Source organism: Streptomyces niphimycinicus (assembly GCF_018883605.1).
GTDB lineage: Bacteria > Actinomycetota > Actinomycetes > Streptomycetales > Streptomycetaceae > Streptomyces > Streptomyces niphimycinicus.
On the sequence record NZ_JAHLEM010000139.1, the window covers coordinates 1 to 19,475 of the forward strand.

Here is a 19,475-nt window from a genome sequence, read left to right on the forward strand (position 1 = left end):
CTTCGTCGAGATCGGCCCCGCCGGTGTGCTCTCCGCCATGGGCCAGGAGTGCCTGGCCGATGCCGATGCCGACGCTGATGCCTATGCCGACATCGACACCGCCGCGTTCGTTCCGCTGCTGCGCAAGGACCGGGGTGAGGCCGAGTCGCTGCTGGCCGGGGTCGGCCGGGTGCATGTCCACGGTGGCGAGGTGGACTGGGAGAAGGTGTTCGCGGGCCGTGGCGCCCGCCGGGTGGAGCTGCCCACGTACGCCTTCCAGCGGCAGCGCTACTGGCTGGACGCGCCCGCCACCGTGGGCGATGTGGCCTCGGCCGGTCTCGGCGCCGCCGGGCATCCGCTGCTGGGCGCCGCCGTCGAACTCGCGGGCACCGACGGCCTGGTGCTCACCGGGCGGCTGGCCACGCGCGGCCAGCCCTGGCTGGCCGACCACGCGGTCCTGGACACGGTGCTCTTCCCCGGCACCGCGTTCCTGGAACTCGCGATCCAGGCCGGTGACCAGGTGGGCTGCGACCGGGTCGAGGAGCTGACCCTCCAGGCGCCGCTCATCCTCCCCGAGCGCGGAGCCGTCACCCTGCAACTGGTGGTGGACGCGCCCGACGAGGACGGCCACCGCACACTGGACGTCTACTCCCGTCCCGAGGACGCGGATCGGGAGCTGCCGTGGACCCGGCACGCCACCGGTGTGCTGGCGGTCGGCGCCGCCGAGGGCTCCTACGACCTGGGCGGGGCGTGGCCACCGCCGGGCGCCGAGCCGATCGAGGTCGAGGACCTGTACGAGCGGTTCGCGGCGGGCGGCTTCGGCTACGGCCCCTCGTTCCAGGGACTGCGCGCGGCCTGGCTGCGCGGCGACGAGGTGTTCGCCGAGGTACGGCTGGCCCAGGAGCAGCAGTCCGCCGCCACCGGCTACGGGCTGCACCCGGCCCTGCTGGACGCCGCGCTGCACACCATCGCGCTCGCCCCGACGTTCCAGGACGGCGAGGGCCGGCTGCCGTTCTCCTGGACCGGGGTGTCGCTGCACGCCGCCGGGGCCGGAGAGGTACGGGTGCGGCTCACCCCGGGCGGCGCCGACACGGTGGCACTGACCGTGGCGGACTCCATCGGACGCCCGGTGGCCACCGTCGAATCGCTCGTGCTGCGCAAGCGGCCCGAACAGCTCGGCGACGCCGCCACCACCGGCGGTGACACGCTCTACCGGCTCGACTGGGTGGCCGCCGACACCTCCACCGCCGTGCCCGAGCGGTACCCCGCCGGGAGCTGGGGCCTGCTCGGCGACGACGACTTCAAGCTGGTCGGACTCGACGCGCACACCTACCGCGACCTGGCCGCGCTGCCCGCCGACCCGGCCGCCATGCCCGCCACCGTGCTGGTGCCCTGCGCACCGGAGCCACAGGGGGTGGCCGACGCCGTACGGACGGCGACCCACCGGGCGCTGGCGCTGGTCAGGGCCTGGCTGACCGAGGAGCGGTTCGCCGACTCCCGACTGGTGTTCATCACCCGGGGCGCGGTGGCCACCACGCCCGCCGCGGAGGTGCCCGACCTGGCCCACGCCGCCGTATGGGGCCTGGTGCGCTCCGCGCAGTCGGAGAACCCCGACCGGTTCGTCCTCGTCGACCTCGATGAGCACGAGGGGTCGGTGGGCGCCCTGCCGACCGCCCTCGCCCTGGACGAGCCGCAACTGGCGGTGCGCCAGGGTGACATCACGGTGCCCAGGCTCGCCACCACCCCCGTCCCCGACACCGCCCCGCCCGCCTGGGACCCCGAGGGCACGGTGCTGGTCACCGGGGCCACCGGCACCATCGGCGGGGTCATCGCCCGCCACCTGGTGGCCGAGGGCGGTGTGCGGCATCTGCTGCTCGCCGGCCGCCGCGGCCCGGACGCCGAAGGCGCCGCCGAACTCCGCTCCGAGCTAGCCGAGTTGGGCGCCGAGGTCACCCTCGCCGCCTGCGACGTGGCCGACCGGGAGGCGCTGGCGGCACTGCTGGCCACCGTCCCCGCCGCCCATCCGCTGACGGCCGTCGTGCACACGGCGGGCGTCCTGGACGACGGTGTGGTGTCCTCGCTCACCCCCGAGCGGATGGACAGCGTACTGCGGCCCAAGGTCGACGCCGCGCTCACCCTGTACGAGCTGACCCGCGACCTGGACCTGTCCGCGCTCGTCCTCTTCTCCTCCATCGCCGGCACCTTCGGCGGAATGGGCCAGGGCAACTACTCGGCGGCCAACGCCTTCCTCGACGCCTTCGCCCAGCACTGCCGCGCCCAGGGCCGCCCCGTCCAGTCGCATGCGTGGGGGCTGTGGGCCCAGCGCAGCGACATGACCGGCAAGCTGGCGGGCGCCGATCTGAACCGGCTGGCGCGCGGTGGCATCGTCCCGTTCTCCTCGGCGGACGGCGCCGGGCTCTTCGACGCCGCACGCGCCGTGGACGCCGCCGTCGTGCTGCCCATGCGGCTCGACACCGCGGGGCTCGGGGCGCGCTCCGGTGACGTACCGGCGCTGCTGCGCGGGCTGGTGAAGGCCGCGCCCGCCAGGCCCGCCCGCCGGACCGCCGCGGGAACGGGAGCGGGAGCCGGGGCCGCGTCCGCGCGGCCCGAGGGACTCAAGCAGCATCTCTCCAGCCTGCCGGAGGCCGAGCGCGGCCGGTTCCTGCTGGACCTGGTCCGTACGACCGTGGCCGGGGTGCTGGGCTTCGACTCGGTGGCCGCCGTCGACGCGGAACGAGGTCTGCTGGACCTCGGCTTCGACTCGCTCACCGCCGTCGAACTCCGCAACCAGCTCGGCAAGGCCACCGGTCGGCGGCTGCCGGTCACCCTGCTCTTCGACTACCCCACCTCCACGGCGATCGCCGCGTACCTGGAAGCCGAGATCGCCCCGGAGACCTTCACCGCCGCGTCGATGGCCTTTCCGGAACTCGACGCCCTGGAAAGCAATCTGGCCCGCGTCGCCACCGACGAGGAGGCGCGCAGCACGCTCGCCTCGCGTCTCCAGGACCTGCTGGTACGGCTCGGCCAGGGCCCGGAGGACGCGGAGGACGCGGTCGCCGGCCGCATCGACGCCGCCTCGGACGACGAGATCTTCGACTTCATCGAGAACGAACTCGGCCTGTCCTGACAGTACCCGGAGTTGGAATACAAAGAGATGGGCGGTAAACGGTGAGCGAGGCAAAGCTCCGCGACTACCTCAAGCGAGTGACCACGGATCTGCACCGCACTCGCCAGCGCCTTCAGGAGGCCGAGGCCAAGGACCACGAGCCCATCGCCATCGTCGGGATGGCCTGCCGCTACCCCGGCGGCGTGGCATCCCCGGAGGACCTGTGGGAGCTGGTGGCGAACGGCCGGGACGCGGTCACCGAGTTCCCCGCCGACCGGGGCTGGGACCTGGAGGCCCTCTACGACCCGGACCCGGACAAGCCGGGGACGAGCTATGCGCGGGAAGGCGGCTTCGTCACCGACGCCGACCACTTCGACCCGGCGTTCTTCGGCATCTCCCCGCGCGAGGCGCTGGCCATGGACCCCCAGCAGCGGCTGCTGCTGGAGACCGGGTGGGAGGCCCTGGAGCGGGCCGGGATCGACCCGGCCACGCTGCGCGGCAGCCGCACCGGGGTCTTCGCCGGGGTGATGTACCAGGACTACGCGACCCGGCTGCGCCAGGTGCCCGACGATGTCGAGGGATACGTCGGCAGCGGTGGCTCCGGCAGCATCGCCTCCGGCCGTATCGCCTACACCTTCGGGCTCGAAGGCCCCGCGGTCACCGTGGACACCGCCTGCTCGTCCTCGCTGGTGGCCCTGCACCTCGCCGCCCAGGCGCTGCGCCGCGGCGAGTGCGAACTCGCCCTCGTCGGCGGCTCGATGGTGATGTCCACACCGGTGGCCTTCGTGGACTTCAGCCGGCAGCGCGGGCTCGCCTCCGACGGCCGCTGCAAGGCGTTCGCCGCCTCCGCCGACGGCACCGGCTGGGGCGAGGGCGTGGGCATGCTGCTCGTGGAGCGGCTGTCCGACGCACGGGAGAACGGTCACCGGGTGCTCGCGGTCGTCCGCGGCTCCGCCACCAACCAGGACGGCGCCAGCAGCGGGCTCACCGCCCCCAACGGCCCCGCCCAGCAGCGCGTCATCCGGCAGGCACTGGCCGACGCCGGGCTCACCGCAGCCGATGTGGACGCGGTCGAGGCACACGGCACCGGCACCTCGCTCGGCGACCCCATCGAGGCCGGGGCCCTGCTCGCCACCTACGGCCAGGACCGCCCCGAGGACCGGCCACTGTGGCTCGGCTCCTTGAAGTCCAACATCGGCCACACCCAGGCCGCCGCGGGCGTCGGCGGGATCATCAAGACGGTGCTGGCGCTGCGCCACGGTGTGCTGCCCAAGACGCTGCACGCCGAGGAGCCGACCCCCAACGTCGACTGGGAGTCGGGCGCGGTACGGCTGCTGGCCGAGGCCAGAACGTGGCCCGAGCCGGACACCGAGCGGCCGCGCCGCGCCGCGGTGTCCGCCTTCGGATTCAGCGGCACCAACGCCCATGTGATCCTGGAGCAGGCCCCCGCCGAGGAGCCCGAGGAGCCCGAGGACAAGGACGAGACCGAGACCGAGGCCCCCGCGCCCGCCGCCTGTGACCTGGTGCCGTGGCCGCTGTCGGCACGCACCGAGGAGGCCCTGCGGGCCCAGGCCGCGCGACTGCGGTCGTATGTGGCGGACGCGCCCGAGCCGTCCCCCGTGGACATCGGCTACTCGCTGGCGCTCACCCGCTCCGCCTTCACCCACCGCGCGGTGGTCGTGGGGTCGAGCCGTGCCGAACTGCTGGGCGAACTCGACCGGTTGGCCTCCGGCGCCACGCCCGGCGCGGTGGCCGGTGCGGGCAAGACGGCGTTCCTGTTCACCGGGCAGGGCGCACAGCGGCTCGGCATGGGACGCGCCCTGCACACCGCCTTCCCGGTCTTCGCCGCCGCGTTCGACACCGTCTGCGCCGAACTCGACCGCCACCTGGACGGCCATGCCGAGCACGCGGTGCGCGACGTGGTCTTCGGCGAGGACGCCCAGTTGCTCGACCGGACCCTGTACACCCAGGCCGGCCTCTTCGCCGTCGAGGTGGCGCTGTACCGGCTGCTGGAGTCCTGGGGCGTGACCGCGGACTTCCTGGTCGGCCACTCGGTGGGCGAGCTGGCCGCGGCCCATGTGGCGGGCGTGTTCTCGCTGCCGGACGCCTGTGCGCTGGTCGCGGCCCGGGGCCGGCTGATGGACGCGCTGCCCGCCGGCGGCGCGATGGTCTCGCTTCAGACCGGCGAGGCCGAGGTGCTGCCCCATCTGGCGGGCCACGAGGACCAGGTGGCCCTGGGCGCGGTCAACGGCCCGGCCGCCACGGTGATCTCCGGCGACGAGAAGGCCGTCCTGCGGATCGCGGAAGCGGTGGGCGTCAAGAACAAGCGGCTGCGGGTCGGCGTCGCCGCCCACTCGCCGCTGGTGGAGCCCATGCTCGAGGAGTTCGCCAAGGTCGTCGGCGAGCTGTCCTACGGCACGCCCCGGATCGCGGTGGTGTCCAATGTGACCGGCCAGGCGGCGGCCGAGGAGCTGTGCACGCCCGACTACTGGGTGCGCCATGTGCGGCAGCCGGTCCGGTTCCAGGACGGCATGCGGTTCCTTGAGGACCAGGGTGTGACCCGCTGTGTGGAGCTGGGCCCGGTCGGTGTGCTGTCCGTGATGGGACAGGAGTGCGTCTCCGACGCCGATGCCGTCGCGTTCGTTCCGCTGCTGCGCAAGGACCGGGGTGAGGCCGAGTCGCTGCTGGCCGGGGTCGGCCGGGTGCATGTCCACGGTGGCGAGGTGGACTGGGAGAAGGTGTTCGCGGGCCGTGGCGCCCGCCGGGTGGAGCTGCCCACGTACGCCTTCCAGCGGCAGCGCTACTGGCTGGACGGCGCCGACCGGGCCGGTGACGTGACCTCCGCGGGTCTCGGCGCCGCCGGGCATCCGCTGCTGGGCGCCGCCGTCGAACTCGCCGACACCGACGGCCTGGTGCTCACCGGCCGGCTGTCCCTGGCCACCCAGCCCTGGCTGGCCGACCACGCCGTCTCCGGCACGGTCCTCTTCCCCGGTACCGCGTTCCTGGAACTCGCGATCCAGGCCGGTGACCAGGTCGGCTGCGACCAGATCGAGGAGCTGACCCTCCAGGCGCCGCTCATCCTCCCCGCCCGTGGCGCGCTCACCCTCCGGGTGACCGCCGGAGAACCCGACGAGAGCGGACGGCGCCCGCTGAACGTGCACTCCCGCCCCGAGGGCGCCGGGTTCGGCGAGCCGTGGACCCCGCACGCCACCGGCACCCTCGCCACCGCCGCCCCGGCCACCCCAGCGGAGCTGACCGCGTGGCCTCCGGCGGACGCCACCGAACTCGACGTCAGCGACATGTACGAGCGGTACGCGGCGGGCGGCTTCGGCTACGGCCCCTCGTTCCAGGGGCTGCGGGCCGCCTGGCTGCGCGGCGACGAGGTGTTCGCCGAGATACGGCTGGCCCAGGAGCAGCGGTCGGCCGCCGCCGCGTACGGGATCCACCCGGCGCTGCTCGACGCCTCCCTGCACGGCATCGCGCTCGGCACCCTCTTCGCCGGAGAGGACCCCGAAACGGCGCAGGGGCGGCTGCCGTTCTCCTGGACCGGGGTGTCGCTGCACGCCGCCGGGGCCGACGAGGTGCGGGTGAGGATCTCCCCGGCCGGGGAGGACACCGTGGCGCTCGCGGTGGCCGACCCCACCGGCCGCCCGGTGGCCACCGTCGAGGGACTGCTGCTGCGGAAGATGACCGGCGATCAGCTCAGCGGCGCCCGCGCCGCGAGCAACGAGGCACTGTTCCAGCTCGACTGGCCCGCGCTCGCCGGTTCCGCCCCGGCCACCCCGCTGACCCGGGCCGCGCTGGTCGGCGACGACGCACTGGAGGTGACCGAGAGCCTCTTCGCGGCCGGGGTCCACCTGGAGTCGTATGTCGACCTGGAGTCGCTGGGCGCGGCCGTCGACGCCGGTACGGCCGCCCCCGCGGCGGTCCTGGTGTGCGGCCAGGCCGGGCCGGGCGAACCGGCCGACGCGGTACGGGCCTCCCTGGGCACCGCCCTGGAGCTGGCCCGGAGCTGGGCGGCCGATGAGCGGTTCGCCGACTCCCGGCTGGTGTTCATCACCCGGGGCGCCGTGGCCACCGCGCCCGGCGCGGACGTCACCGATCTGCCCGGCGCCGCCGTGTGGGGCCTGGTGCGCTCGGCGCAGTCCGAGAACCCCGACCGGTTCACCCTCGTCGACCTCGACGAGCACGAGGAGTCCGTACGGGCCCTCCCGGCGGTCCTCCCCTTGGATGAGCCGCAGCTCGCGCTGCGCGCCGGCCAGGCGCACACCCCGCGGCTCGCCCGCGCCCAGGGCGAGACCGGCGCCACCCGCGCGCTGGACCCCGAGGGCACCGTTCTGATCACCGGCGCCACCGGTACCCTCGGCGGGCTGCTCGCCCGCCATCTGGTGACCCGGCACGGCATCCGCCATCTGCTGCTGACCAGCCGCCGGGGACCGGCCGCCGAGGGCGCCGACCGGCTGCGGGACGAGCTGACCGCGCTCGGCGCCACCGTGACCGTGGCGGCGTGCGACACCGCCGACCGGGACGCGGTGGCCGCCCTGGTGGCCCAGGTGCCCGGCGACCACCCGCTGACCGGGGTGTTCCACACCGCGGGGGTACTGGACGACGGGGTGCTCTCCTCGCTCACCCCCGAGCGGATGGACACGGTGCTGCGGCCCAAGGCCGACGCCGTACTCCACCTCCACGAGGCCACCCGGGAGCTGGACCTGGCCGCGTTCGTGCTCTTCTCCTCGGCCGCCGGGGTGCTCGGCGGCGCCGGACAGGGCAACTACGCGGCCGCCAACGGCTTCCTCGACGCCTTCGCACAGGCCCGCAGGGCGCGGGGGCTGCCCGCCCACTCCCTCGCCTGGGGGCTGTGGGCGCGGACCAGCACGATGACCGGAACGGCGGACACGGCCGGGGCCGCCCGCTCGGGCGTGGCAGCGCTCAGCTCCGAACAGGGCATGGAACTGCTCGACACCGCCCTCGCCCTGGACACCCCACTGCTCATCCCGATGCGGCTCGACCTCGCGGCACTGCGCGCGAACGCCGGATCCGGCTCGGTGCCACTGCTGCTGCGCGGACTGGTGCGGGCACCGGCGCGCCGGGCGGGCGCCAACGCGCGCACCGGCTCGCCGGGCGGCGACTCCGCGCTGCGGGACCGGCTCGCCGGGCTGTCCGAGGCCGAACAGGACGCCGTACTGGTGGAGTTGGTGCGGACGCAGGTGGCCACCGTGCTCGGCCACCCGGACCCGTCCGCCATCGGCGCCACCCATGAGTTCGTGGACTCCGGCTTCGACTCGCTCACCGCGGTCGAGCTGCGCAACCGGCTGAATGTGGCCACCGGGCTGCGGCTTCCCGCCACGCTCGTCTTCGACCACGAGACGCCCACCGATCTGGCCGCCCGGCTCCGCTCGGACCTGGCCGCGGCCCGGCAGTCGGGCCCGTCCGCGGAGACGCCCACGGGCCCGACGGCAGCCGCCGCGGGTGAGTCCACCACGCTGAGCGCGCTCTACACCCAGGCGTTCGAGACCGGGAAATGGAAAGAGATCTTCGACCTGCTGCACGCCACCGCGGCGCTGCGGCCCCGGTTCAGCGCCACCTCCGAACTGGAGAAGCTGCCGACGCCGGTCAGGCTCAGCAAGGGCCCGGCCGAGCAGCACATGTTCTGCTTCTCCTCGTGCCTGGCGGTCGCGGGCATCCACCAGTACGCGCGGTTCGCGGCCTCGCAGCGGGGCCGGCGCGATGTGTCGGCGCTCGCGCTGCCGGGCTTCGGCCGCGGTGAGCCCCTTCCGGAGACGGCGGACGCGGTGGTCGCCGCCCAGGCCGAGGCGGTGGCGCAGGCCGCGGACGGGGCGCCGATCGTGCTGCTGGGCTCCTCGGCGGGCGGCTGGTTCGCCCATGCGGCGGCGGGACATCTGGAGCGGATGGGCATCCGGCCGACCGCGGTGGTGCTGGTGGACACGTATGTGCCCAAGAGCAGCATCCTCAACCAGTTCGGGCTCTCGCTCATGGACGGGATGACCGAGCGCGAGGGCGTGTTCGTCACCATGGACGACGACCGGCTGTCGGCCATGGGCTGGTATCTCAACCTCTTCGGAAGCTGGGATCCCGAGCCGATCGCCACCCCCACCCTTCTCGTGCGCGCGCTGGAGCCGCTGTCCACCGGTTCGCTGAAGCTGGAGGAGCTGCCCGACTGGCGGTCCTTCTGGGAACTGCCGCACGACATCGTCGATGTGCGCGGCAACCACTTCACCATGATGGAGGACCACTCCCTCCCCACCGCCCAGGCCATCGAGGACTGGCTGGAGTCCCTGCCGCGCGACGGCGCCTGACTCCGCCCCGCACCCGCCGCCGAGGCGCCCTCCCGCACCGCGAAAGGGCCGAGGCGCCCTCCGAGCACCGCGAAAGGAACGACGACCATGGCGATGCCCGTCACCGATGAGAGCCTGTGGTTCCGCAGGTTCCATCCGCGTCCGGAGGCCGAGGTCAGCCTGGTCTGCCTGCCGCACGCCGGAGGAGCGGCCAGCTTCTACTTCCCCCTCTCCGAGCTGCTGCCGCCGACCGTGGAGGCGCTGGCCGTCCAGTACCCGGGGCGGCAGGACCGCCGCCATGACACGCCCATCGAGAACATCCACGAGATGGCGCGTGAGATCTTCCAGGCGCTGACGCCACTGGCGGCACACCGGCCGATCGCGCTGTTCGGCCACAGCATGGGCGCGAGCGTGGCGTTCGAGCTGGCCCGGCTGCTCGAAGGGGAGCTGGGGACCGTGCCCGTGACGCTCTTCGCCTCGGGCCGGCCCGCACCCTCACACCACCGGAGCCTGGACATCCACCGGCGCGACGACGCCGGGCTCATCGCCGAGCTCCAACTGGTCAGCGGGACCGACTCGCGCATCCTCGGCGACGCCGAACTGCTGCGGCTGACCCTGCCGGCCATCCGCAGCGACTACAAGGCGGCCGAGACCTATGAGTACCGGCCCGGCGCCAGGCTGCGCTGCGACATCGTGGGGCTCGCCGGCGACGGCGACATCCGCGTCAGGGCCCCGGAGATGGCGGGCTGGCGGGAGCACACCGCCGGCTCCTTCCGGCTGGAGGTCTTCTCCGGCGGCCACTTCTACCTGGGTGAACAGAAGGCCGCGGTGGCCGGAGTCATCACGGACACCCTGCGGGCGGCCACCTCCCGCCCCCGACGACCTATCGACTGAGAGAGAACCGACGATGCGTATCCTTTTCGCCACGGTGTCCGAGAAATCGCACCTGTTCACCATGGTCCCGCTCGCCTGGTCGCTGGCCGCGGCCGGCCACGAGGTGCATGTCGCCAGCAACCCCGCGCTGACCGAGCACATCAAGAGCACCGGTCTGACGGCCGTCTCCGTCGGCACGGACCACAATCTCCACGAGATGCTGACGGAGAACCGCGACTCGCTGGAGAACCCGCTGTCCGACTGGTCCGCTCCGGACCTCGATCAGCACTCCTGGGAACAGGTGCTGATGAAGTTCAAGGTCAGCGTGATGTTCGCGTACCAGACCTACAACGACTGCATGGTGCACGAACTGGTGGCCTACGCCCGCGACTGGCAGCCCGACCTGGTCATCTGGGACCCGGTCAGCTATGCGGGCCCGGTGGCCGCCCGGGTCGTGGGCGCCGCCCATGCCCGGCTGCTGTGGTGCATCGACATCTACTCCAAGATGCGTGAGGTGTTCCTGACCCGCCTCGCGGAGCAGCCCGAGGAGCGCCGCGAGGACCCGATGGCCGACTGGCTCGGCGGCGTCCTCGCCCGCTACGACCGCACCTTCGACGAGGAGGTGGTGGTCGGTCAGTGGACCATCGACCAGATCCCCACCAGCCTCCAGCTTCCGCTGTCGGTCCACCGGGTCCCGGTCCGCTATCTGCCCTACAACGGCCCCTGTGAGATCCCGGACTGGCTGCGCGAGGTCCCCGAGCGGCCGCGGGTCGTGCTGACCTCCGGCGTCTCCGCACGGGCCGCCCTGGGCGGCACCTTCATGCCGGTCACCGACATCATCGACACGCTCGGGACCATGGACATCGACGTGGTGGCCGCGCTGCCGCCCGAGGAGGTCGCGGCCCTGGAGAAGATCCCCGCCAACACCCGCATCGTCGACTTCGTCCCGCTGCACGCCCTGCTGCCCGGCGCCGCGGTCCTCATCCACCACGGCGGCTTCGGCTCCTGGGGCACCGCACTGGTCAACGGCGTACCGCAGTTCATCCCCACCATCCGCTACGGCGACTGGTGGAACAAGGCCACCAGTCTCCACGAGGCCGGTGCGGGACTGGCCGTGCACGCCTCCGAGCTGACCACCGAGGTGCTGCGGGAGAGCGTCCAGCGGCTGCTGGGGGACGCCACGTACAAGGAGACCGCCGAGCGGCTGCGGGAGGAGAACCTGCACACCCCCACCCCGCACGATGTGGTGCCGGTGCTGGAGAAGCTCACCATGGAGCACAGCCGATGAAGGTGCGCGAGCTGGCGGTCTCCGGGGCCTATGAGTTCAGCCCGGACGTCCACCGCGACGAGCGCGGCGCGTTCGTCGCCCACTACACCGAAGCGGCCTTCGCCGCGGCCGTCGGCCATCCGCTGCGGCTGGGCCAGAACCACCACAGCGTCTCCCGGCGCGGCGCGGTCCGCGGGGTGCACTACGCGGACGTACCCCCGGGCCAGGCCAAGATGGTGACCTGCACCAGCGGCGAACTCCTCGATGTGGTGGTGGACCTGCGGGTGGGCTCGCCCACCTTCGGCCACTGGGACAGTGTGCGCCTGGACCCGATCTCGTACCGGGCGGTGTATCTGGAGGAGGGCCTCGGCCACGCCTTCATCGCGCTGCGGGACGACACCGTGGCGGCCTATCTGAACTCGGCGGAGTACAACCCGGGAGCCGAGCACGAGATCAACCCCTTCGACCCGGCGCTCGGCCTGCCCTGGCCCACGGACCTGGAGTATCTGGTCTCCCAGCGGGACCGGAACGCCCCCGGGCTGGCCGAGGCCGAACGGGCGGGGCTGCTGCCGTCCTACGAGGTGTGCCGGGCGCTGCACCCCCGGCGTGACTGACCCGGCCGTGGCGTACCCCCCTCCACCGATCGGTTGATGCGGCCGGTCAGCCGGTGGGTGGAGGGAGGATCAGCCCGCCGGGCAGCCGATGGGCCGATCCGCGGGGGATACCCGCTTCCTACGGTGGAAGAGTGAAGGAACCGAAGCGAGGAGGACCCGGCCGATGCCGCTGATCGAGGTCAGTAACCTGCGGAAGGAATACCGCAATCACGTCGCGGTACAGGACGTGTCCTTCTCCGTGGAGGAGGGCGAGATCTTCGGCATCCTGGGCCCCAACGGCGCGGGCAAGACCACCGCCGTGGAGTGCATCGAGGGGATGCGCAAACGGGACGGCGGCGAGATCTCCGTGATGGGCCTGGACCCGCTGAAGGACCTCGCCGAGCTGCGCGAGTCCATCGGGATCCAGCTCCAGCAGAGCGAACTGCCCCCCAAGATGAAGGTGTGGGAGGCGCTCGAGCTCTACAGCACCTTCTACCGCGACCCCGTCGACTGGCGCGAACTCATCAAGGACTGGGGCCTGTCGGGCAAGGCCGACACCCCCTACGGATCGCTGTCCGGCGGACAGCAGCAGCGGCTGTCCATCGCCCTCGCCCTGGTCGGCAACCCCAGGATCGCCGTCTTCGACGAGCTGACCACCGCACTGGACCCGCACGCCCGGCGCGAGACCTGGAAGCTGATCGAGAAGGTCAGGGAGCAGGACGTGACCGTGCTGCTGGTCACCCACTTCATGGAGGAGGCCGAGCGGCTCTGCGACCGGATCGCCATCATCGAATCCGGCCGGGTCGTCGCCCTGGACACCCCCTCCGGACTGGTGTCCCGGGTCGATGAACAGCAGATCATCCGCTTCAAGCCGTCCGTGCCGATGGACGACGAACTGCTGACCTCACTGCCCGAGGTGAGCAGTGTGACCCGGTCCAAGTCCCAGGTGACGGTGGTCGGCAAGGGCAATGTCGTCTACGCGGTGATCTCCGTCCTGGCCCGCAACCAGATCGTGGCGAACGAACTCCGCCTGGAGCAGGCGAGTCTCGATGACGCCTTTGTCGCCCTGACCGGCTCCAAGCCCGCCAACTGAACCGCCGAGGAGATCTCTGCCATGTCCGGGCGCACCAAGCTCACCTTCGTCGAGAGCAAGCTGTTCCTGCGCGATCCCACCGCGGTGTTCTTCGTCATCGCACTGCCGATCATGCTGCTGGCCATCTTCCACTTCGTCACCACCAAGTCCAATGACGACGCCGCCACCAAGGAGTCGATGGCCGCGTTCGTCCCCGCGATGGCGATGTCGCTGTGTCTGACCATGCTGGCCCTCAACCTGCTGCCCACCACGCTGGCGACCTACCGGGAGAAGGGCATCCTGCGGCGGCTGGCCGCGAGCCCCGTCCACCCGGGAAATCTGCTGATCGCCCAGCTCTTCATCAACCTGGTCACCGCGGCGGTCTCCGCCGTGCTGGTGCTCATCGTCGGCAAGGCCGCCTTCGACACCAAGCTGCCCGGCGACGTCCCCGCCTTTCTGATCAGCTTCGCCCTGGGCACCTGGGCGCTGTTCTCCATCGGCCTGGTGATCGCGGCCATCGCGCCGAGCAGCAAGTCGGCCACCGCGATGGGCCTTTCCCTGCTCTTCCCCAGCCTCTTCTTCGGCGGGGCGTTCCTCCCCAAGGAGGATCTGCCCGAGACCGTGTCAACCATCGGCGACTACACCCCGCTGGGCGCCGCGTTGCAGGCCCTGCGCGACTCCTGGGAGAACCAGTGGCCGCAGGCGCTGCATCTGACCGTCCTCGGGGTGATCGCGGTGGCCGCCACCGCCGCCGCGGCCAAGCTGTTCCGCTGGGAGTGAGGTGAGCGCGTCCAAGGACGACGGCGGACGGTGGGAGCGGCACTCCGACATCCTGTTCGGAGGGCTGCCCTACCTTCTGCTGTTTCTGTCCACGGCCCTGAGCGTGGTCCACGGCCCGCCACCGGCCCGGCGGCTGCTCACCACGCTCGGCCTGGCGGCGCTGGCCGCCCTGTGGATCCTGGGCACCTACACCCTGCCGACCGGCCGCCGCAGCAGACAGCCGTACGGCATGGCGCGGACGGCCGTCTACTTCACCGGGCTGCTCGCCCTCTCCGCCGCGCTGTTGGCACGGGACCAGGTGTTCATGGTCTTCGCCGCCACCGGATTCCTCCAGGCGCTGGTGCTGCTGCCGACGGTCTGGGCGCTGGTGTCCGTGGCGGCCACCTCGTTCGTCGTCAACACCGTGCCGGACGGCTTCCCGAGCCCCACGACCGGCGCCGTGGTCGGCTATATCGCCGCCATCGCCTTCCAGACCGTGGTGATCGGCTGGATCAATCTGCTGTCGAGCCGGCTGAACGAACAGCATCAGCGGCGCAAACGGACCGTGGCCGAACTCCGGTCGGCGCTCAAGGAGAACGCCGGGCTCCACACCCAGTTGATCACCCAGGCGCGGGAGGCCGGAGTGCTGGACGAGCGCCAGCGGATGGCGGGGGAGATCCATGACACCCTCGCCCAGGGGCTGGCCGGCATCATCCGGCAACTGGAGGCCGCCGAACACGCCGAAGGCGACCGCGAGGTGTGGCGCCGCCATCTCGTCGCGGCCAAGGACCTGGCCCGGGACAGCCTGGCCGAGGCGCGCCGGTCGGTCCAGGCCCTGCGCCCCGAGCAACTGGAGTCCCGGACGCTGCCCGACGCCCTGGAGTGCCTGGTCGAGGGCTGGTCACGGGGGCGGGAGGCGAAGGTCGCGTTCGAGACGACCGGGACCGCCACCCCCGTCCACGCCGAACTGGAGGCCACGCTCTACCGGGTGGCGCAGGAGGCACTCGCCAATATCGCCAAGCACGCCGAGGCGTCGAAGGTGGGCATCACCCTGTCGTACATGGAGGACGTGGTCGTCCTCGATGTGCTCGACGACGGCGTCGGATTCGACCCCGCCGCCGCGGAGGCCGCCGCCGGCACCTCCGGTGACCACGGGCTGGGGCTTGTGGCGATGCGGCGCCGACTGGGCCGGGTCGCCGGTACGTTGGACATCGAAAGCGCCCGTGGCGAGGGCACCGCCATCAGCGCGGCCGTCCCCGTCATCCCCCAGGAAGCCGGTGCATGAGCGGAATCACCCCCAGCGGTCACCCCCACGGCGGCAGCACCCCCAGCGGTAGTCCCCACGGCGGTAGCACCCCCCGCGGCAACCCCCACGGCGGCGGCGCCCACCGCCCCGCCGCCGCGCCCATCCGCATCCTCATCGTGGACGACCACCCCGTGGTCCGCGACGGGCTGCGCGGGGTGCTGGAGCGGGACCCCGACTTCACGGTGATCGGCGAGGCCGGTGACGGCGCCGAGGCCGTCGAACTGTACGAACGGCAGTCGGCCGATGTGGTCCTGATGGATCTGCGCATGCCCCGGATGGGCGGGGTCGAGGCCATCAAACGGCTGCTGCGCGGTGACCCGGAGGCCCGGATCCTGGTGCTGACCACCTATGACACCGACAGCGACGTCATGGGCGCCCTGGCCGCCGGGGCGACCGGCTATCTCCTCAAGGACACCCCGCGCGAGGAGCTGACCCGCGCCGTGCGGTCCGCCTCCTCGGGCCAGTCCGTCCTCTCGCCCGCGGTCACCGGACGGGTTCTCGGCCAGGTCCGTAAACCCACCCAGGGGCCGCTGAGCGACCGTGAACTCCAAGTGCTCAGACTTATCGCGGACGGGGCCACGAATCGACAGGCCGCGGCGGCATTGTTCATCAGCCAGGCGACGGTGAAGACACATCTGCTGCATGTCTACGAGAAACTCGGGGTGAAGGATCGCGCGGCAGCGGTCAGCGAGGCCCATAAACGCCATCTATTCCAATGACATCGCAGGTCGGAGCCGTGATAGGGGTGGCCGATAGGGGTGGATCAGGGTAGGGGTTGTTCCGCTCGAAGCGGCGCCAATACGGTGGCGATATGGGCCACATGCGAGATCGGCAGGCCGTTGTGATCGGCGGCACCGGATTCATCGGGCGACATATCTGTAGGGCGCTCACCAAACGCGGATATGAAGTCCTGGCAATAGCGAGAAAACCCGCTGAACCCATTCCCGGAGTCGCATTCCTGCCTCTTGACGCGGTAACCGCGCCGAGCGACGACATCGCCCGGGCCGCGAAGTCCGCCGATCTCGTCGTCAACGCCGCGGGCGACAGTTGGGAGGGCGACGAGGCGAGCATGACGGCCTCGCACATCCCGCTCGTCGACCGGCTGGTGGACGCCTCGGCGACGCTCCCCAGACGGCCGCGGCTGGTCCATCTGGGGTCGGTGCACGAGTACGGCCCGGTCCCCGACGGCACGGCCATCACCGAGGACCACCCCACCGCCCCCCACACCCCCTACGCCCGCACCAAGCTCGTCGGCAGCCGGATCGTCCTGGGCGCGGCGGACGCGGGCCGCATCGACGGCTGTGTTCTGCGCGTCACCAACGTCTGCGGACCGGGCACCCCCCGGGGCAGCTTCCTCGGCGGACTCGCCCACCGGCTGCGCCGGACCACGAAGGACGCTCCGCTCTCCCTCACCCTCGTCGACGACCAGCGGGACTTCATCGACGTCCGCGATGTCGCCGAGGCCGTGGCGCTGGCCGCGAGCAGCCCGGTGACCGGCCGGGCGATCAACATCGGGCAGGGCGACGCCTCCAGCATGCGCGAACTGGCCTGGCTGCTGATCTCCGCCTCCCAGGTCCCCACGGAGCTGGTGCGCGAGGAGAGCGGCGCCGTGCAGAGCAAGGGCGGCAGTTGGACCCAGGCCGACATCCGCCTCGCCCGGCGGCTCCTGGGCTGGTCCCCGAAGGTGGCCCTGAAGGAATCCCTCCACGACCTCTGGGCCACCTCCGCCACCTCGAGCCGACCGGCTGCCGCGGCGGCCCGTACCGAAGGACACTGATGGAGTACACCTATCTCGGACGTACCGGCCTCAAGGTGAGCCGGGTGTGCCTGGGCACCCTGAACCTCGGGGTCAGGGCGAGCGACGAGGAGAGCCACGCGATCCTGGACACCGCCCTGGACCGCGGGGTCAACTTCGTCGACACCGCCAACCAGTACGGCTGGCAGAAGCACAAGGGCTACACCGAGGAGTTCCTCGGCGGCTGGTTCGCCCAGGGAGGCGGCCGGCGCGAGAAGGTCGTGCTGGGCACCAAGGTGTTCAACCCGATGAGCGACTGGCCCAATGACTCGGGGCTGTCCGCCCGGCACATCATCGCCTCGTGCGAGGACTCGCTGCGGCGGCTGGGCACCGACTGGATCGACCTGTTCCAGATGCACCACATCGACCGCCATGCCCCCTGGGAGGAGGTGTGGCAGGCGATGGAGACGCTGACCCGGCAGGGCAAGGTGCGCTACGTCGGCTCGTCCAACTTCGCCGGCTGGCATATCGCCGAGGCCCAGGAGGCCGCCGCCCGCCGCCACTTCCTCGGCATCGTCTCCGAGCAGAGCGTCTACAACCTCGTCACCCGCCATATCGAACTGGAGCTGATCCCCGCCGCCCAGCGGTACGGGGTCGGGGTGCTCGCCTGGTCCCCGCTGCACGGCGGACTGCTCAGCGGGGCGCTGCGCAAGCTGGCCGAGGGCACCGCGATGAAGACCGCCCAGGGCCGGGCGGCCCAGGCGCTGGAGGTCCACCGGGACGCCGTCGCCGCGTACGAGAAGCTGTGCGACGGCCTCGGCGCCGACCCGGCCGAAGTGGGGCTGGCCTGGGTGATGGGCCGCCCCGGCATCACCGCGCCGGTCATCGGGCCGCGCGGCCTGGACCAGCTCGAAGGGGCGTTCAAGGCCATGGAGCTGACGCTGTCCGACGAGGTGCTGACCGAACTGGACCGGCTGTTCCCGCCGATCGGCAACGGCGGCCCCGGGCCGGAGGCATGGGCGTGGTGAAAACGCTCCAGGAGCGGCTGATCCGCTCGGCCGCCACCGTCGACAGCTCGGTGACCCTGCTCGCCGACTTCCAGCGCTGGTTCCGGGAGCGCGTCGACGCCGACGAATCCCGGGTCGAGATCATTCCGTTCGAGCAGATGCGCGGCTGGGCCTTCGCACCGGGCACCCACAACCTCGTCCATGAGACCGGCCGGTTCTTCAGCGTCGAGGGCATCCGGGTGCGGATGCCGGGGGCGCCGGTGGAGGAGTGGCGCCAGCCGATCCTCCACCAGCCGGAGATCGGCATCCTCGGCATCCTGGTCAAGGACTTCGACGGCGTACCGCACTTCCTGATGCAGGCCAAGATGGAGCCGGGCAACCACGGTGGGCTTCAGCTCTCGCCCACCGTCCAGGCGACCCGCAGCAACTACACCCGGGTGCACAAGGGCCGGGCCGTGCCGTATGTGGAGTACTTCCAGCAGGCCGAACGGCACCGGGTGCTCGCCGATGTCCGCCAGTCGGAGCAGGGCAGTTGGTTCTTCCACAAGCGCAACCGCAACATGCTGGTCGAGGTCGCACCGGAGACGGACGTCGAGCTGCGCGACGGCTTCCGCTGGCTGACGCTGGGCCAGTTGCACCATCTGCTGGCCGTGGAGGACCTGGTGAACATGGACGCGCGCAGCGTCCTGGCCTGTCTGCCGCACTCCCCGTCGGCCCCCCAGGAGACGGCCTTCCCGGCCTCCCGGGCCCACCGCCGCCACCGCGACGCCGACATCCTGAGCTGGATCACCGGACTGCGCACCGAGCGCGAGGTGTTCACCGAGCGGATACCGCTGCGGGAGACGGCAAGCTGGCACCGCAGCACCCATCGGATCTCCCACGAGAGCGGTCGCTTCTTCAGCGTGATGGCCGTGGACGTGACCGCGGGCGGCCGTGAGGTGGGCGGCTGGACCCAGCCCATGATCGAGCCCCATGGCCCGGGCGTGGCGGCCTTCCTGCTGGCCTACGCCGACCAGGTGCCGCATGTGCTGGTGCAGGCCCGCGCCGAACCCGGCTACACGGATGTGGTGGAGCTGGCCCCCACCGTGCAGTGCACACCGCGCAACTACACCCATCTGCCCGAGGGGGCCACCCCGCCGTTCCTCCACGAGGTGGTGGAGGCACCGGCCGAACGGGTGCGGTTCGACACCGTGCTCTCCGAGGAAGGCGGCCGGTTCTTCCACGCCTTCAATCGCTATCTCATCGTGGAAACCGAGATGAGCGCCGTCCCCGAGGAGCCGTCGCACTACCGCTGGATGGCCGTGCGTCAGTTGCTCGACCTGATACGCCACAGCCATTACGTCAATGTCGAAGCCCGCACGCTCATCGCCTGTCTGCACTCCCTGGCGGTATAGGGGGCCGCCTAGGGGGGCCGGACCTGGGCGGACGTAGGGGTTATTCGGATCGTGGCCACTGCCATAGCCTCCGGGACACAGACGGCTC

The 19,475-nt window shown here is 71.9% G+C and carries 12 protein-coding genes; all 12 read left to right on the forward strand.

Features of this window, described 5'->3' with window-relative positions; genetic code table 11:
- A partial coding sequence (locus KN815_RS14310; RefSeq protein WP_216342313.1) for a type I polyketide synthase occupies nucleotides 1–3,106 on the forward strand: 3,106 nt, incomplete at its 5' end.
- 41 nt (nucleotides 3,107–3,147) lie between these two features.
- Nucleotides 3,148–9,402 carry a type I polyketide synthase gene (locus KN815_RS14315; protein ID WP_216342315.1) on the forward strand — a complete coding sequence of 2,085 codons (6,255 nt, stop codon included), beginning with the start codon at nucleotides 3,148–3,150 and terminating at the stop codon, nucleotides 9,400–9,402.
- An 87-nt stretch (nucleotides 9,403–9,489) separates the two neighbouring features.
- Entirely contained in the window at nucleotides 9,490–10,275 is a 786-nt protein-coding gene (locus KN815_RS14320; RefSeq protein ID WP_216342317.1) for a thioesterase II family protein, read from the forward strand.
- Nucleotides 10,276–10,309: 34 nt separating this feature from the next.
- Complete coding sequence (locus KN815_RS14325; protein ID WP_216342319.1) at nucleotides 10,310–11,542, forward strand: activator-dependent family glycosyltransferase; 1,233 nt, start codon at nucleotides 10,310–10,312, stop codon at nucleotides 11,540–11,542.
- Entirely contained in the window at nucleotides 11,539–12,135 is a 597-nt protein-coding gene (locus KN815_RS14330) for a dTDP-4-dehydrorhamnose 3,5-epimerase family protein (protein WP_216342321.1), read from the forward strand. Before KN815_RS14325 ends, KN815_RS14330 begins: the two co-directional genes overlap by 4 nt.
- A gap of 163 nt (nucleotides 12,136–12,298) precedes the next feature.
- Entirely contained in the window at nucleotides 12,299–13,207 is a 909-nt protein-coding gene (locus KN815_RS14335; RefSeq protein ID WP_014056963.1) for an ABC transporter ATP-binding protein, read from the forward strand.
- Between the two features lie 21 nt (nucleotides 13,208–13,228).
- A complete protein-coding gene (locus tag KN815_RS14340) occupies nucleotides 13,229–13,966 on the forward strand; it encodes an ABC transporter permease (protein WP_216342323.1) in 738 nt (245 codons plus the stop codon).
- Nucleotide 13,967: 1 nt separating this feature from the next.
- Entirely contained in the window at nucleotides 13,968–15,230 is a 1,263-nt protein-coding gene (locus KN815_RS14345) for a sensor histidine kinase (protein ID WP_216342325.1), read from the forward strand.
- Nucleotides 15,227–15,970 carry a response regulator gene (locus KN815_RS14350; RefSeq protein ID WP_253208970.1) on the forward strand — a complete coding sequence of 248 codons (744 nt, stop codon included), beginning with the start codon at nucleotides 15,227–15,229 and terminating at the stop codon, nucleotides 15,968–15,970. Before KN815_RS14345 ends, KN815_RS14350 begins: the two co-directional genes overlap by 4 nt.
- Nucleotides 15,971–16,062: 92 nt before the next feature.
- Nucleotides 16,063–17,028 (forward strand): NAD-dependent epimerase/dehydratase family protein, encoded by a 966-nt coding sequence (locus KN815_RS14355; protein ID WP_253208971.1) that lies wholly within the window; start codon nucleotides 16,063–16,065, stop codon nucleotides 17,026–17,028.
- On the forward strand, nucleotides 17,028–18,014 hold the full coding sequence (locus KN815_RS14360; protein WP_216342327.1) for an aldo/keto reductase: 987 nt from the start codon (nucleotides 17,028–17,030) through the stop codon (nucleotides 18,012–18,014). The genes KN815_RS14355 and KN815_RS14360 overlap by 1 nt, the downstream gene beginning before the upstream one ends.
- Nucleotides 18,002–19,387, forward strand: a complete 1,386-nt coding sequence (locus KN815_RS14365; RefSeq protein WP_372458357.1) for an NDP-hexose 2,3-dehydratase family protein — start codon at nucleotides 18,002–18,004, stop codon at nucleotides 19,385–19,387. Before KN815_RS14360 ends, KN815_RS14365 begins: the two co-directional genes overlap by 13 nt.
- Nucleotides 19,388–19,475 lie beyond the last annotated feature (88 nt).

Excerpts from the sequence above, each read along its gene's own strand:
- KN815_RS14320 (WP_216342317.1), top strand. The coding sequence starts at position 9,490 with ATGGCGATGCCCGTCACCGATGAGAGCCTGTGGTTCCGCAGGTTCCAT.
- KN815_RS14330 (WP_216342321.1), top strand. The coding sequence starts at position 11,539 with ATGAAGGTGCGCGAGCTGGCGGTCTCCGGGGCCTATGAGTTCAGCCCG.
- KN815_RS14335 (WP_014056963.1), top strand. The coding sequence starts at position 12,299 with ATGCCGCTGATCGAGGTCAGTAACCTGCGGAAGGAATACCGCAATCAC.
- KN815_RS14340 (WP_216342323.1), top strand. The coding sequence starts at position 13,229 with ATGTCCGGGCGCACCAAGCTCACCTTCGTCGAGAGCAAGCTGTTCCTG.
- KN815_RS14350 (WP_253208970.1), top strand. The coding sequence starts at position 15,227 with ATGAGCGGAATCACCCCCAGCGGTCACCCCCACGGCGGCAGCACCCCC.
- KN815_RS14355 (WP_253208971.1), top strand. The coding sequence starts at position 16,063 with ATGGGCCACATGCGAGATCGGCAGGCCGTTGTGATCGGCGGCACCGGA.
- KN815_RS14360 (WP_216342327.1), top strand. The coding sequence starts at position 17,028 with ATGGAGTACACCTATCTCGGACGTACCGGCCTCAAGGTGAGCCGGGTG.
- KN815_RS14365 (WP_372458357.1), top strand. The coding sequence starts at position 18,002 with ATGGGCGTGGTGAAAACGCTCCAGGAGCGGCTGATCCGCTCGGCCGCC.